Source organism: Streptomyces sp. NPDC093071 (genome assembly GCF_044754545.1).
Classification (GTDB): Bacteria; Actinomycetota; Actinomycetes; order Streptomycetales; family Streptomycetaceae; genus Streptomyces.
The window spans coordinates 1-14,072 of record NZ_JBIVPH010000008.1; the positions used below are offsets into that span (position 1 = coordinate 1).

Consider the following 14,072-nt stretch of genomic DNA (forward strand, 5'->3'; position numbering starts at 1 on the left):
AGTACAACGCGTACAAGACCCAGGACGAGCAGCACCTCCTGGAGACCACCGGCAAGGAGCTGCGCAAGCTCATGAGCTGGGTGAACGACGAGGAGAAGGCCGCGTGACCGCCTCCGGCGCCACGGTCGGGGCCGGTCCCGGAGCGGCCGGCGCCACCGCCGCGTTCCGGGCGGCCCGCGACTTCCTCCTCGACCGGCACGGCGACTACCGGGCCGCGTACGAGGGCTTCGTCTGGCCCCGGCCCGAGCACTTCAACTGGGCGCTCGACTGGTTCGACGTGATCGCCGAGGGCAACGAGCGCACCGCCCTGCACATCGTGGAGGAGGACGGCCGCGAGTCCCGGTACTCCTTCGCCCGCCTCTCCGCCCGCTCCTCGCGGCTCGCGGGATGGCTGCGCGCCCGGGGCGTCCGGGCCGGCGACCGGATCCTCGTCGTGCTCGGCAACCAGGTGGAGCTGTGGGAGACCGCCCTCGCGGCGATGAAGCTGGGGGCCGTCCTCACCCCGGCGACCCCGCAGCTCGGCCCGGTGGACCTGCGCGACCGGATCGAGCGGGCCCGGGTGGCGCACGTCGTCGTCCGGGCGGCGGACCGGGCGAAGTTCGACGGGGTGCCGGGCCCGTACACCCGGATCCTGGCCGGCGGCACCCCGGCCGACGCGGCCGCGGGCTGGCTTCCGTACGAGGACTTCGAGACGTACGGGGGCGGGTTCGAGCCCGACGGGCCGACCCGCGCCGACGACCTGCTGATGCTCTACTTCACCTCCGGGACGACCTCGGCACCGAAACTGGTGGAGCACACCCATCTCTCGTACCCCGTCGGCCACCTGTCGACCATGTACTGGATCGGGCTGCGCCCCGGGGACGTGCACCTGAACATCTCCTCGCCGGGCTGGGCCAAGCACGCCTGGTCCAGCCTCTTCGCACCGTGGAACGCGGAGGCGACCGTCTTCGTCCTCAACTACGAGCGGTTCGACGCGACCCGGCTGATGTTCGAGATGGACCGGGTGGGGGTCACCTCCTTCTGCGCCCCGCCCACCGTGTGGCGGATGCTCATCCAGTCCGACCTCGGCCGGCTGCGGACACCGCCGCGCGAGGCGGTGGGGGCGGGGGAGCCGCTCAACCCCGAGGTGATCGAGAGGGTCCGGGCCGCCTGGGGGGTGACCGTCCGGGACGGCTTCGGGCAGACCGAGATGAGCCTGGCCATCGGCAACTTCCCCGGCCAGGACCTCGTCCCCGGCTCCATGGGCCACCCCGCGCCCGGCTTCGCGGTGACGCTGCTCGACCCGTCGGGCGCACCGGCCGACGAGGGCGAGATCTGCCTCGTCCTGTCGGGCCGGGACCGCCCGGTGGGCCTGACGACCGGCTACCACGGCGACTGGGAGCGCACGGGCGAGGCCATGTCGGGAGGCTTCTACCGCACCGGTGACATCGGCCGCCGCGAGACGGACGGCCGGATCACCTACGTCGGGCGCTCGGACGACGTCTTCAAGGCGTCCGACTACAAGATCAGCCCGTTCGAGCTGGAGAGCGTGCTCCTGGAGCACGAGGCGGTCGCGGAGGCCGCCGTCGTCCCGGCCCCGGACCCGCTGCGGCTCGCCGTCCCCAAGGCGTACGTGGTGCTCGCCGACGGCTTCGAGCCGGGGCCGGGCACGGCCGAGAGCCTCTTCGCGTACGCGCGGGAGGCACTGGCCCCGTACAAACGGATCCGGCGCATCGAGTTCGCCCCGCTGCCGAAGACGGTGTCGGGCAAGATCCGCCGCGTCGAGCTGCGGGCGGCGGCCACGGGCGGCTCCCCGGCGGAGTACCGCGACAGCGACTTCCGCTGACCGCCGACCACTGATCGCCCACCACTGACCGCCGACCGACCCGGTGCCGGCCGGCCCGGAACCGACCGGGCCGGGCCGGTCCCGCACAAGTCAAGTCGGCCGATTCGAGGAGGGTTTGGCAAGTTGCCAAACCTGCTCCCGGGCGCCCTGCCCGACAAGGGTTACCGAACGGTAGCTATGTAATCTCGCGATAAGCGAGCCGTGAGATCCGAGTTCCGAGCCCCTTCTTCCCCTCTGATCCATCTCAAGGACGGTCAAGACATGTCAGCGGAAACCCTGTCCGTGCCGGAGTCCTCCGAGGTCCCGTTCATCAACGTCATCGACCCCGAGTTCCGTTTCGACCTGCCCGAGGTCGCCCGGGCCCAGGCGGCGGGCTGGTACGCCGAGACCCCGCTCGGCATGCTCGTCCTGCGCCACGCCGAGGCGTCGGAGCTGGTCCGGGACGGCCGGCTGACCCACAACGGCACCGGCTTCATGGAGCAGAACGGCATCAGCGGCGGCCCCGTCTACGACTGGTTCGTCAACGGCCTGGTGAACCAGGACGGCGACAGCCACCGTCGGCTGCGCGGCCTCGTCGGCCGCGCGTTCACCCCGCGCATGCTGGAGAACCTGCGCCCGGTCATCAAGCAGGCCGCCGAGCGCCTCGCCGAGGAGATCTCCGTCAAGGAAGAGGTCGACTTCTTCGAGGCGTTCGCCGACGCGCTGCCGCTGACGGTCATGTCCGAACTGCTCGGCGTGCCGGCCGAGGACTACCCGCGCTTCAGCAACTGGAGCTCGGAGATCGGCCTCGTCTTCAGCCTCGCCCTCGGCGGCGACATACCGGGCCGCGTCGAGGCCGCCGTCGTCGGCCTGTACGCGTACGTGGACGCCCTCATGGCCGCGAAGGCCGAGGCGCCGACCGACGACCTCATCTCCGCCCTCGTCACCGCCCAGAAGGAGGACGTCGACGGCAACCGGGTCAGCCTGGAGGAACTCCGCAACCTCGTCGTCACCATGGTGTTCGCCGCGCACGACACCACGCGCCTCCAGCTGGCCAACGCCATGGTCACCTTCTCCGAGCACCCCGACCAGTGGGCCCTGCTCCGCGAGCGCCCCGAGCTCGCCCCGCGGGCGGTCGAGGAGGTCATGCGCTGGCGCCCCTCCTCCAACGCCGTGTACCGGTACGCGGCCGAGGACATCGAGTTCCGCGGGCAGCGGATCCCCGAGGGCACGATGTTCATGATCGGCGTGCAGGCGGTGCAGCGCGACCCGCTCGCCTACCCCGGCGGCGACGTCTTCGACATCGCGGCGGAGCGCAAGACGGCCGTGATGCAGTTCGGCGGCGGCCCGCACTACTGCCTGGGCGCCCCCCTCGCCCGGATGGAGATCACGGAGGCGCTGCCCGCGCTCGCCCGCCGTCTCGGTACGCCGAAGGTCGTCGGTGACGTCACCTGGCGCCCGGCGATCGGCATCACCGGCCCCAACGAACTTCAGCTGCGCTTCGGCTGATCCCTCGGCACGGACGCCCCGGGTGTCGCCGCGCAGACCGCTCGACTGCGCGGCGGCGCCCCGCCCGCCGTGTGCGAACCCCCACCGAAAAGAAAGTCCACGAAGACCATGGAGGTCTTGTGACCACGTCGGCACCAGCCAAGAAGACAGGACTCGTCCTGTTCCTGCTGGCCTTCTCCCAGTTCATCATCAGCGTCGACCTCAACATCGTCTACGTCGCGCTGCCCGACATCGGCACCGCCCTCGGCTTCTCGGCCCAGTCACTGCAATGGGTCGTCTCCGCCTACGCGGTGGCCTTCGGCGGTCTGCTGCTCTTCGGCGGCCGCGCCGTCGACCGCATCGGTGCCCGCCGGCTCTTCATGACCGGCCTCACCTTCTACGCGGTCTCCTCGCTCGTCGGCGGCCTCGCCACCACCCAGGGCGTCCTCATCGGCGCCCGCCTCTTCCAGGGCGTCGGCGGCGCGCTGCTCTTCCCGGCGGTGCTCGCCCTGATCGCCACCTCCTTCGAGGGCACCCAGCGCAACAAGGCGTTCGCCGTCTGGGGCGCCGCCGGCTCGCTCGGCCTCGCGGCCGGCGCGCTGCTCGGCGGTGTGCTGACCGACCTGGTCTCATGGCGCTGGATCTTCTTCATCAACATCCCGCTGGCGCTCATCGCCCTGCTCCCGGCTCCCGGCGCCATCCGTCCGGACGGTCCGGCGAACCTCTCCAAGGGCTTCGACATCCCGGCCGCGCTGCTCTCCACGGTCGGCGTCTCCGCGATCGTCACCGGCCTGGTGACCGGGCCCGAGGAGGGCTGGTCCTCCGGCCTCGCCCTCGGCTCCCTGATCGTCGGCGCCGTCCTGCTCATCGCCTTCTTCGTCACCGAGGCGAAGACCGCGAACCCGCTCATGCCGCTCCGGCTCCTGAAGAACCGGCCGCTGGTCGTCGCCATGGCCGTCCTCTTCGTCTTCCAGACGGCACTGGCCGGCGCGTACTACACCTTCACCACCTACGTGCAGCCGATCCTGGAGTACACCGCGATCCAGGCCGGCCTGGCCTTCCTGCCGCTCACGTTGGTCTCGATCATCGGCTCGGGCAAGCTCGCGCCGAAGTTCATGGAGCGGTACGGCATGCGCGCCACGCTGTCGACCGGCATGGTCGTCAACGGCATCGGCATCGCGGCGACCGTCCTCGGCATGTCCGTCGGCGGTTCCTTCTACGCCCTGCTGCCCGGTTCCATCATCTGGGGCATCGGCGGCGGTCTCGTCTTCGTCTCCGTCTTCGCCTCCGCCAGCTCGGGCGTCGGCCCGGAGGAGCAGGGCGTGGCGAGCGCGATGGCCTCGACCTCGCAGCAGGTCGGCGGCGCGGTGGGCCTCGCCTTCCTGGTCGCGATCGCCAACTCCACCTTCTCCGGCACCTACGCGGAGGCCGCGAAGGCGGACATCCTGTCGGGCCTGCACCTGGCCGGTTACGTCGGCGCCGGCCTCCTGGTCCTGGGCGGCCTGCTCGCCCTGGCCCTGAAGAAGGACTCGCCGTCGGCCACCGTCAAGGTCGAGGGCAGCGACCTGTCCGAGTCCGAGAAGACGTCGCAGCCCGTGATCGGCTGAGCGGGGCCGCCCCGTGCGTCGCAGACGGCGCCGTGTTCCTCCCTTCCGGAGCACGGCGCCGTCCGTCGTTCCGCCGCGGACGCCGAGGGGCGGCCTTCCCGCGGGAAGGCCGCCCCCGAGCACGTCCCGCGGCTCAGTGGGGAACGGGGCACCCGTCCGGCCCGCACGCGTGGGCGTCGTCGGCACCGGCGACGGACCGGAGCGGAGTGCGGTCGCCCCAGGCCTGGGTGAGGGCCTGGGTGAAGGCCTCGGCGGACTGGGCGCCGGAGACGCCGTACTGCCGGTCGAAGACGAAGAACGGCACCCCGGCGACCCCCAGCTGGTTGCCCTCGCGCTCGTCGGCGCGGACCTCGTCGGCGTAGGCGTTCGGGGCGGCGAGCACGCTCCGGGCGTCGTCGCCGTCGAGCCCGACCTCCACGGCGAGCGCGACGAGCCGCTCGTCGTCGGTGAAGATCGACTCCTCCTCGGCGAAGTTGGCCCGGTAGAGCGCCTTCACGAGCTCGTGCTGCCTGCCGCGCGCCTTGGCGAAGTGCAGCAGCCGGTGGATGTGGAAGGTGCTCCCGTGGTCGCGCCCGGCGACGTACGGCAGCCCCTCGCCGGCGGACTGGGCCGTGAGGTTGCGCTCGTTGGCGAGCGCCTGCGACTCGGTCCACCCCTTCCCCTTCATGAGGACCTTGATGATGGGCTCCACGTCCCCCTTGGCCCGTCCCGGCTCCAGCTCGTACGACTTGTGCACCACTTCGACGCTCTCCCGGTGCGGGAAGACGGCCAGCGCCTTCTCGAACCGGGCCTGGGCGACGTAGCACCAGGGGCAGGTGATGTCCGACCAGATCTCTACCTTCACGGCGGTTGCCTCTCTGCGGGGACGACGAACGTCGACCACGGACAGTTCTGCCGAGTCAAACGGGAAGAACCGCCCCGTCCTTCCGGTTCGGACGCCCCGAAATCGCCTCGGCGCCGCGTCGCCCCGGCGGGGGCGCCGCCGACGGCCCCCGCCCGCGGTTGACCTCCCGGATCGGCTCCGCCTAGCGTCGGCCGTCCGACGGAGCGAACGCGTGGGAGGTGGCCGGTGGCCGACGGGACCGGGAGGCTGACGGCCGGCGGGGCGCCCTTCGCCGTCGAGGGCGGGGCGTACGCGCACGGGCCGCGGACCCTGCGGGAGTTCGTGGAGGCGACCTGGGGCTACGGGGACCGGACGTTCCTCGTGCACGAGGGCGTCCGGACGGGCTACCGGGAGTTCTTCGACGAGGCCTGCGGGCTCGCCCGGCGGCTCGTCGGGGAGTACGGGCTCGTGCCCGGGGACCGGGTCGTCGTCGCCATGCGGAACCTGCCCGAGTGGCAGGTCGCCTTCTGGGCCGCCCAGCTCGCCGGGCTCGTCGCCGTGCCGCTCAACGCCTGGTGGACCGAGGGCGAGTTCGCGTACGCGCTCGACGACTGCGCGCCCCGCGTGCTGCTGGTCGACGGGGAGCGGGCCGGGCGGACGCGGGCGTGGGCCCGGGAGCGGAAGGTGCCCGGGATCGTCTTCCGGGCCCCCGCCGGGGAGGGGTTCGACGCGTACGTGCCCGACCGCGACCCGTACCTCGGGCCGCCGCCCGTCGACGTGCTCCCCGAGCACGACTCCACCATCGTCTACACCTCCGGCACCACCGGCCGTCCCAAGGGCGCCGTCGCCACCCACCTCGCGCAGGCCGGGGCCGCGACGAACCCCCGGTACTTCGCCGCCGCCGCGGCCCTCGCGCGCGGGGACGTCCCCGGGACCGGGCCCGCGCCCGTGTCGCTCACCACCTTCCCCTTCTTCCACGTCGCCGCCTTCACCTCCTTCTACGGCGTCATCGCGGCCGGCGGCACCCTCGTCACCCTGCGCAAGTGGGACGCGGGAGAGGCCCTCCGGCTGATCCGGGAGCACCGCGTCACCCACTACGCGGGCGTGCCCACCACCGCCCTCCAGCTCCTCGAACGCGCCCGGAGCGAGGGCGACCCGCTGGAGAGCCTCACCCTGCTCAGCACCGGCGGCGCCCCCGCCCCGCCCGGGATCGTCGCCGGGCTCACGGAGGCGTACGGGGAGCGCGTCGAGCCCCGCAACGGCTACGGGCTCACCGAGACCTGCGGCGGGGTCCTGGCGAACTTCGGCGCCGAGTACCGCGCCCACCCCGGCAGCGCCGGCCGGCCCTCGCCCGTCACCGAGGTGCGGATCGACCGGCCCGACGCGGACGGCGTGGGCGAGCTGCTGCTGCGCGGCCAGTCCCTGGTCCGGGGGTACTGGGGGGACGAGGAGGCCACCCGCGCCGCCTTCACCGACGACGGCTGGTTCCGGACCGGGGACCTCGCGCGCGTGGACGCGGACGGGCGGGTCTCGGTCGTCGACCGGCTCACCGACATGGTGATCCGCGGCGGCGAGAACGTGTACTGCGTCGAGGTCGAGGCCGCCCTGCACGCCCACCCCGACGTCCTCGACGCCGCCGTCCTCGGCGTCCCCCATCCCCTCCTCGGCGAGGAGGTCGTGGCCGTCGTGCGGCGGCGGCCCGGGGCGGCGCCGGACCCGGAGGCTCTGCGGGCGCACGTCGGCGGGAGCCTCGCCGCCTTCAAGGTGCCCGCCCGCGTCCTCGTACGGGAGGAGGAGCTGCCCCGGAACCCGACGGGGAAGGTCCTCAAGCGGGAGCTGCGCGGGCTGTTCGAAGAGCGGGAGACGCCCGTTTCCGGGTGACGCCCCCGTCTCCGGGGCGCTCGGTTCCGGGCGCGCTCAGTTCCGGGTGACGCGCACCCGGTACGTGCCGTCCTCGCGCTCGTCCAGGACCGTGATCCGGACGCCGTTCGCGCGGTCCGTGAAGCTCTCGCCCGGCCCGTACGGCGCGTCCGACAGCTCCGCGTGGACGTTGGCGCGGCGCGTGCAGCCGCCGCTCGCCCGCTCGCTGTCGGCGACGGTCACCGGGCCGTGCCCGGTGTCGACGTCGGACTCGACCCGGTAGACGAGGACGCCCCGCTCGCACACGGCCTCGTCGTTGCCGCCCTGGCCGCGCACCTCGATCGCGTACCCGGAGGTGCCGGAGAGCGGGACGAAGGCGAGCTTTGGGCCGCCGGGCTCCGCGAGCGGGGTGAGGTCGTACTCGGTGGTGCCGGCGCCCGAGGCGCAGCCGACCTGCTCGTTGTCGAGCCAGCCCAGCTTCCACTTGTGCCAGCCGAGCAGGTCGTTGTTGGCCCCCCAGTCCTCGGACATGATGTCCCAGTGCCCGACGGAGCCGCCGCCGTCGGCGGTGTAGAGGTCGGGCAGCCCGAAGACGTGCCCGTTCTCGTGCGGCAGGACCCGGTAGCCGGTCTCCGCGAAGCTGCCGGAGCCGTCGTCCTGGCGGCTGTAGACGAAGGACGTGTTGGCGAGCGGCACGCCGTCGGCGTACGGGGCGTCGTCGTTGCCGGAGAAGGTCACGGACAGGACGGTGTCGAGGGCCGAGGGCCCGGCGTTCGGCGTCACGAGCACGTTGACCAGGTCGTACGCGCTGAAGTCCACGCGCTCGTCGGCCGCCTTCACGATGTCCTCGACCAGGGAGCGGTAGCCCGGCTCGTACGGGGAGCCGCGCTCGATCCCGTACGCGGAGAACGCCCGGGGCATCCGCAGCCAGTCCGGTATCGGGGCCTCGGCCCGGTAGTGCAGACGGCCGTACGAGCTGACGCGGAACCAGTCGGCGGTCTGCGGGAAGAACTCGCGGAAGCGGCCCATCGCCGTGCCGTCCCCGACGGCGTCCGGGAAGTCGATCATCAGGTTGAGGGCCCTGACGAGGCCCGTGGAGCGCACGTATCCCGGGGCGGTGGGCAGCCCCTCCGACATCTGCACGCCGAGCGTCGTGGCGATGCGGCACGGCGCCAGCCGGGCGTTGTCGGGCGCGGCGGCCACGGGCCCCGCCGAGGCCGGGACGGGCCCGTGGAGGGTGGTGCTCGCGGAGGCGAGCAGGGTCAGGGAGAGGGTCGCGGTCGCCGCCAGGGCGACGGGTCTGCGTATCCGTCGGCGGGGGTGCTGCATACGTCGCCTCTCCGGTGGGGGCAGGTCGGCGGACGGAACCGGCTCCGCGTGCGGGCGGGATCCGCGCTGTGCGATCAGCCTGTGACGGGTGGTTCGGCCGCGCGCGCCGGGTGGCCCGATCGTGGGTATTCCGTGAAACGAGGATTGTGTGACCGGGGTCACAAGGATGGCCGGAAATAACCGGGGAGCGCGTCCCCGTTTACGCCTGTGTCGAGAGAAGTGGGGAACCTTTCCCCGGATGCGTCCGACCCGGCCCACCGACGGCCGGACGGCCCCGTGACCCCGTTGTTCGAGGAGGACCCGACGTGAACGGCAAAGCCGACACCGCCGCGCCCGCCCGCCGCGCACCCCGGCCGCGCGCCGACGCCCTGCGCAACCGCGAGCGGATCGTGACGGCGGCCCGCGAGATGTTCGTCGAGTTCGGCTCCCAGGTGCCGTACGACGAGGTCGCCCGCCGCGCGGGCGTCGGGAACGCCACGCTCTACCGGAACTTCCCCGAGCGCGCCGACCTCGTCCGCGAGGTCGTCCTCTCGCTCATGGCCCGCGTCACCGAGCTCGCCGAGCGGGCCGCCGAGGAGGAGGACGACACCTTCGCCGCCCTCCGCCGCTTCGTCCACGGCGCCGCCGACGAGCGCGTCGGCGCCCTCTGCCCGATGCTCGACGGCGCCTTCGACAAGGACCACCCCGACCTGGTGGCCGAACGCGACCGCCTGGAGGAGGTCGTCCAGGGCCTCGTCGACCGGGCGCGGCGGGCCGGCCGGCTCCGCCCCGACGTCGGCGTCGGGGACCTGATGGTGGCGGTGTCGCAGCTGACCCGCCCGCTGCCGGGCACCGCCTGCGCGGCCTTCGCCCCGTTCGTACGCCGTCATCTGCAGCTGTTCCTCGACGGCCTGGAGGCGCCCGCGCGCTCCGAGCTGCCCGGGACGGCCGTCACCCTGGAGGACCTGAGACGCGACACCTGCCCGTCGTGACCCCGGTCCCGGGCGCCGTCGTGCCCGGCCGCCCGCCACAGCCTTGAGTCCCTTTTCCGCCAGTACGCACCAAGAGGTGGCCCCACCCATGCCGAAAATCGCCGACAACCCCGCGAGCGGCGCGCTCACGCCCGACCCCGGGCGCTGGAAGGCGCTCGTCTTCATCGCCCTCGCCCAGCTGATGGTCGTCCTCGACGCGACGATCGTGAACATCGCCCTGCCCTCCGCCCAGCAGGACCTCGGGATCTCGGACGGCAACCGGCAGTGGGTCATCACCGCCTACGCCCTCGCCTTCGGCGGGCTCCTCCTCTTCGGCGGCCGGATCGCCGACCTGTGGGGCCGCAAGCGCACCTTCATCGTCGGCCTGGCCGGCTTCGCCGCCGCCTCCGCCCTCGGCGGGGCCGCGACCGGCGAGGCCATGATGCTGGGCGCCCGCGCGCTCCAGGGCGCCTTCGGCGCGCTCCTCGCGCCCGCCGCGCTCTCGCTGCTCGCCGTGACCTTCACCGACGCCAAGGAGCGGGCCAAGGCCTTCGGCATCTACGGCGCGATCGCCGGCGGCGGCGGCGCCGTGGGCCTGATCCTCGGCGGCTTCCTCACCGAGTACCTGAACTGGCGCTGGACCTTCTTCGTCAACATCCCGTTCGCCGTGGTCGCCGCCGTCGGCGCGTACCTCGTCGTCCGCGAGCCGGCGGAGGGCCGCAACCGCTCCCCGCTCGACATCCCCGGCGTCGTCCTGTCGACCCTGGGCCTGGTCGCCCTGGTGTACGGCTTCACCCGCGCCGAGTCCGAGGGCTGGAGCGACGCCGGCACGATCGGCCTCTTCGTCGGCTCCGCCGTGCTGCTCCTGGCCTTCGTGGCCACCGAGGCGCGCGTGAAGTCCCCGCTGCTCCCGCTGCGCGTCCTGGCCGACCGCAACCGCGGCGGCGTCTACCTGTCGCTCGGCCTCGCCGTCATCGCGATGTTCGGCCTGTTCCTCTTCCTGACGTACTACCTCCAGGTCGTGAAGGGGTACTCGCCGGTCAAGACGGGCTTCGCGTTCCTGCCGATGATCGTGGGCATGATCGCGGGCTCGACCCAGATCGGCGCGCGCCTGATGACCCGCGTCCCGCCACGCCTGCTGATGGCCCCCGGCTTCCTGACCGCCGCCGTCGGCATGTCGCTCCTGACCCAGCTGGAGATCGGCACCTCGTACGCCGGTCTGATCCTGCCCGCGCAGCTGCTGCTCGGCCTGGGCATGGGCACGGCGTTCATGCCGGCCATGTCGCTCGCGACGCACGGCGTGGACCCGCGGGACGCCGGTGTGGCCTCCGCGATGGTCAACACCTCGCAGCAGGTCGGCGGCGCCATCGGCACGGCCCTCCTGAACACGATCGCCGCCTCGGCCACCACCGCCTACCTGGCCGACCACGCGGCGGGCGCCACCACCCCGGCCGCCCAGAAGCTGCTCCAGCTCCAGGGCATGGTCGAGGGGTACGCGGCGGCCATCTGGTGGGCGGTCGGCATCCTGGCCGTCTCGGCCGCCATCGCCTTCGCGCTCATCAACACCGGGAAGCCGGAGACCGGCGTGGTCGCCGGGTCCGGCACCGGCGCGGACGACGAGGTGAGGATCCCGGTCGTCGCGCACTGACCGCCGGAACCCCCGTACCCCTGCCCCGGCCCCGCGTACGCGCGCACTCGCGTCCTCAGCGGAGCCAGGGCAGGTCCGCGTCCGGGTCCGTCGGTTCGAGGCCCTCGGCCATCACCCGCATGATCGTGCCGAGCTGCCGCACCTGCTCCTCGGAGAGCCGGTCGAACAGGGCCTGGCGCACGGCCGCCACGTGACCCGGCGCGTTCCGCCGCAGGACCTCCATGCCCTCGTCCGTGAGCCGGGCGAACTGGCCGCGCTTGTCGGAGGGGCAGTTCTCGCGCCGCACCCAGCCGTTCTTCTCCAGGCGGGCCACGGCGTGGGAGAGCCGGGAGCGGGTGATCTTGGCGTCCTTGGCCAGTTCGGTCATCCGCATACGGCGGCGGGGCGCCTGGGAGAGCTGGACGAGCAGGCCGTAGTAGATGTGCGGCATCCCGGCGTCGCGCTGCAACTGGCGGTCGAGGTGGTCCTCCAGGAGCGTGGTGGCGTGGAGGTAGGCGCGCCAGACCTGGTGTTCCTCGTCGGTGAGCCAGCGCGGTTCGGTCATGTCTCCCATGGTTCCCATCGTACGACTCATTCTTGAAAGTTGAACTAAGTCGGCTTATGCTGGCCGGACACGCTTGAAGTTTCAAGAACCTTGGTTCGCGAAGGAAGCCGGAGGTGGCCGCCATGGACCCCGTGCAGGCACGGATGCCCGCCCTCTACCTGTCCCACGGCGCCCCGCCGCTCGCCGACGACCCCGTCTGGCCCGGCGAGCTGGCCGCCTGGTCTGCGGAGCTGCCGCGACCGAAGGCGATCCTGATGGTCTCCGCCCACTGGGAGGAGGCCCCGCTCGCGCTCGGCGCCACCGAGTCCGTGCCCCTCGTGTACGACTTCTGGGGCTTCCCCGAGCACTACTACCGGGTGGAGTACGCCGCCCCCGGCGCGCCCGCGCTCGCCGAGAGCGTCCGCAAGCTGCTCCGCGCGCCCGGCACGCCCGTGCAGGACATCCCCGACCGGGGCCTCGACCACGGCGCGTACGTGCCGCTCGTCGAGATGTTCCCGGACGCCGACGTCCCCGTGCTCCAGATCTCCCTGCCCACCCTCGACCCGCGCCGGCTCATGGACGTCGGGCGCCGGCTCGCCCCGCTGCGCGACGAGGGCGTCCTCGTCGTCGGCAGCGGCTTCTTCACCCACAACCTGGCCGCGCTCCGGCACCCCGGGGGCGGAGTGCCGGGCTGGTCCGCCGAGTTCGACGCCTGGGGACACGAGGCCCTCGCCGCGCGGGACGTCGACGCCCTCCTCGACTTCGCGCACAAGTCGCCCGCCGGACGCCTCGCCCACCCCCGCACCGAACACTTCGCGCCGCTCTTCGTCACCCTGGGCGCGGCGGACGCGGCCGGGGACCTCGGCGCGGGACGGTCGGTGATCGACGGCTTCTGGATGGGCCTCGCCAAGCGGTCGGTCCAGTTCGGCTAGTCACGGGAACGCGGGCGCGTTCAGCTCGACCGAGCGGACGGCCGCCGCGAGCGCGAGCGGACCGCCCACGTCGAGCGCCGTGTCCGTGAACTTGATCGTGTGGTCGTCGCCGTGCGCCGCCGCCCGCGCGAAGACCTCCTCGGGGGTCAGCGGGGTCGCCTCGTACGGGGCGGACTCCACCGGGGTGTACGCGGCGGTCACCGCGGCCGACGCCGCCCAGGCCGCCGACAGGCTCGGCGCCCACAGCGCGCGGGGGAGCGCGGGCAGGACGCGCAGGACCGCGTTCGGCGCGGTCGCCGCGTGTACCAGCATGACCGGCTCGCCGTACCCGTGGGTCGCGTACCGGTGCGTCGCCGCCGCCACCAGCTCGGTGAGCAGCGCCCTCGCCGCCTCCGGGTCCCGCGCCCCGCCCCACACGGGGAACGCCGTCAGCTGCGCGAGCCGGTGCCGGATCCCGCCGTCCTGGTCCGGAACCGGGGGTACGGCGTCCAGCGCGGCCGCCGCCGTCGGCGCGACGGCCAGCGCGGTGAGCGGCGGGAGCGGCTGGTGGCGGGCCGCCCAGTAGCCGAGGGCGTGCGCCAGCTCGGCCAGGCGCGGGGCCGTCGCGCCCTCCGGGGACGCGAGCAGGGTCCGTACGGCGTGGCCCGTGCGGATCACCGGGTGCGTCGCCCCGGCCGCGATCCCCGGGAGCAGTCGGGGCCACCACGCGGCGAGGACCGCCCGCCAGGGGCGCTCCGCCAGCTCCCGGGCGAAGAAGCGGGTCCAGTCGGTGCTCCGGGCCGGATCGCCCAGCGCCTCGCGCCAGCCGTCCGCCGTGACGGGGGCGTACGGGGGCGGCGGCTCCTCCAGCTTGTCCGCGTACCGGTCCAGCCAGCGGTGCACGGTGGCGGCCTGCCCGTGGCGGACCAGCGCCTCGACGGCCATCGGGGCGTGGTTGCTAAGCCAGCCGTGGCGCTCGGGCCCGCTGTCGTGGAGCCGTTCGAGGGCCTCGTCCAGGGTTCCGGTGGTGTCGGTCATGGGGCCGACGGTAGGGCGGGGGAGGGACGCGGCGGAACGGGCTGCGGACCTAGGCCCGAGGGGCTGCGGGGACCTAGGACCCCGGCCGCCG

At 73.3% G+C, this 14,072-nt stretch carries 11 protein-coding genes; 7 read left to right on the top strand and 4 right to left on the bottom strand.

The window, feature by feature from the left end:
* Positions 1-103 precede the first annotated feature (103 nt).
* The 3 genes from ACIQD7_RS25795 to ACIQD7_RS25805 all read left to right on the top strand — a co-directional run bounded on the left by ACIQD7_RS25795 (position 104) and on the right by ACIQD7_RS25805 (position 4,899).
* A complete protein-coding gene (locus ACIQD7_RS25795; RefSeq protein WP_402444604.1) occupies positions 104-1,825 on the top strand; it encodes an AMP-binding protein in 1,722 nt (573 codons plus the stop codon).
* 261 nt (positions 1,826-2,086) lie between these two features.
* Positions 2,087-3,313, top strand: coding sequence for a cytochrome P450 (locus tag ACIQD7_RS25800; protein ID WP_402444606.1), 1,227 nt, complete (start codon positions 2,087-2,089; stop codon positions 3,311-3,313).
* A gap of 119 nt (positions 3,314-3,432) precedes the next feature.
* Positions 3,433-4,899 (top strand): DHA2 family efflux MFS transporter permease subunit, encoded by a 1,467-nt coding sequence (locus tag ACIQD7_RS25805; protein ID WP_402444608.1) that lies wholly within the window; start codon positions 3,433-3,435, stop codon positions 4,897-4,899.
* A gap of 133 nt (positions 4,900-5,032) precedes the next feature.
* On the opposite strand, the gene ACIQD7_RS25810 is transcribed toward ACIQD7_RS25805, so the two are convergent.
* Positions 5,033-5,743, bottom strand: a complete 711-nt coding sequence (locus tag ACIQD7_RS25810; RefSeq protein ID WP_402444610.1) for a DsbA family oxidoreductase — start codon at positions 5,741-5,743, stop codon at positions 5,033-5,035.
* A gap of 225 nt (positions 5,744-5,968) precedes the next feature.
* Here ACIQD7_RS25810 and ACIQD7_RS25815 point away from each other — a divergent pair, with 225 nt between their 5' ends.
* Positions 5,969-7,603 carry a class I adenylate-forming enzyme family protein gene (locus ACIQD7_RS25815; RefSeq protein WP_402444612.1) on the top strand — a complete coding sequence of 545 codons (1,635 nt, stop codon included), beginning with the start codon at positions 5,969-5,971 and terminating at the stop codon, positions 7,601-7,603.
* 36 nt (positions 7,604-7,639) lie between these two features.
* Here ACIQD7_RS25815 and ACIQD7_RS25820 read toward each other — a convergent pair whose 3' ends face one another.
* The gene (locus tag ACIQD7_RS25820; RefSeq protein WP_402444613.1) at positions 7,640-8,911 is read right to left on the bottom strand and encodes a M6 family metalloprotease domain-containing protein; all 1,272 of its coding nucleotides are present in this window, start codon (positions 8,909-8,911) and stop codon (positions 7,640-7,642) included.
* A 305-nt stretch (positions 8,912-9,216) separates the two neighbouring features.
* On the opposite strand from ACIQD7_RS25820, the gene ACIQD7_RS25825 reads away from it, so the two are divergent.
* Together ACIQD7_RS25825 and ACIQD7_RS25830 are read left to right on the top strand one after the other, a co-directional pair.
* The gene (locus tag ACIQD7_RS25825) at positions 9,217-9,882 is read left to right on the top strand and encodes a TetR/AcrR family transcriptional regulator (protein ID WP_402444615.1); all 666 of its coding nucleotides are present in this window, start codon (positions 9,217-9,219) and stop codon (positions 9,880-9,882) included.
* Between the two features lie 88 nt (positions 9,883-9,970).
* Positions 9,971-11,509, top strand: a complete 1,539-nt coding sequence (locus ACIQD7_RS25830; protein ID WP_402444617.1) for an MFS transporter — start codon at positions 9,971-9,973, stop codon at positions 11,507-11,509.
* Between the two features lie 55 nt (positions 11,510-11,564).
* On the opposite strand, the gene ACIQD7_RS25835 is transcribed toward ACIQD7_RS25830, so the two are convergent.
* Positions 11,565-12,071, bottom strand: a complete 507-nt coding sequence (locus ACIQD7_RS25835) for a MarR family winged helix-turn-helix transcriptional regulator (protein ID WP_121828311.1) — start codon at positions 12,069-12,071, stop codon at positions 11,565-11,567.
* 104 nt (positions 12,072-12,175) lie between these two features.
* On the opposite strand from ACIQD7_RS25835, the gene ACIQD7_RS25840 reads away from it, so the two are divergent.
* On the top strand, positions 12,176-12,964 hold the full coding sequence (locus ACIQD7_RS25840; RefSeq protein ID WP_402444618.1) for a dioxygenase: 789 nt from the start codon (positions 12,176-12,178) through the stop codon (positions 12,962-12,964).
* Here the strand turns inward: ACIQD7_RS25840 and ACIQD7_RS25845 are convergent, their stop codons facing one another.
* Positions 12,965-13,981 carry a questin oxidase family protein gene (locus ACIQD7_RS25845; protein WP_402444620.1) on the bottom strand — a complete coding sequence of 339 codons (1,017 nt, stop codon included), beginning with the start codon at positions 13,979-13,981 and terminating at the stop codon, positions 12,965-12,967. It lies immediately after the preceding gene.
* Positions 13,982-14,072 lie beyond the last annotated feature (91 nt).

Bases quoted from the DNA above. Each gene is read 5' to 3' on its own strand.
- ACIQD7_RS25840 (WP_402444618.1), top strand. From the start codon at position 12,176: ATGGACCCCGTGCAGGCACGGATGCCCGCCCTCTACCTGTCCCACGGC.
- ACIQD7_RS25820 (WP_402444613.1), bottom strand. From the start codon at position 8,911: ATGCAGCACCCCCGCCGACGGATACGCAGACCCGTCGCCCTGGCGGCG.
- ACIQD7_RS25845 (WP_402444620.1), bottom strand. From the start codon at position 13,981: ATGACCGACACCACCGGAACCCTGGACGAGGCCCTCGAACGGCTCCAC.
- ACIQD7_RS25835 (WP_121828311.1), bottom strand. From the start codon at position 12,071: ATGGGAACCATGGGAGACATGACCGAACCGCGCTGGCTCACCGACGAG.
- ACIQD7_RS25800 (WP_402444606.1), top strand. From the start codon at position 2,087: ATGTCAGCGGAAACCCTGTCCGTGCCGGAGTCCTCCGAGGTCCCGTTC.
- ACIQD7_RS25830 (WP_402444617.1), top strand. From the start codon at position 9,971: ATGCCGAAAATCGCCGACAACCCCGCGAGCGGCGCGCTCACGCCCGAC.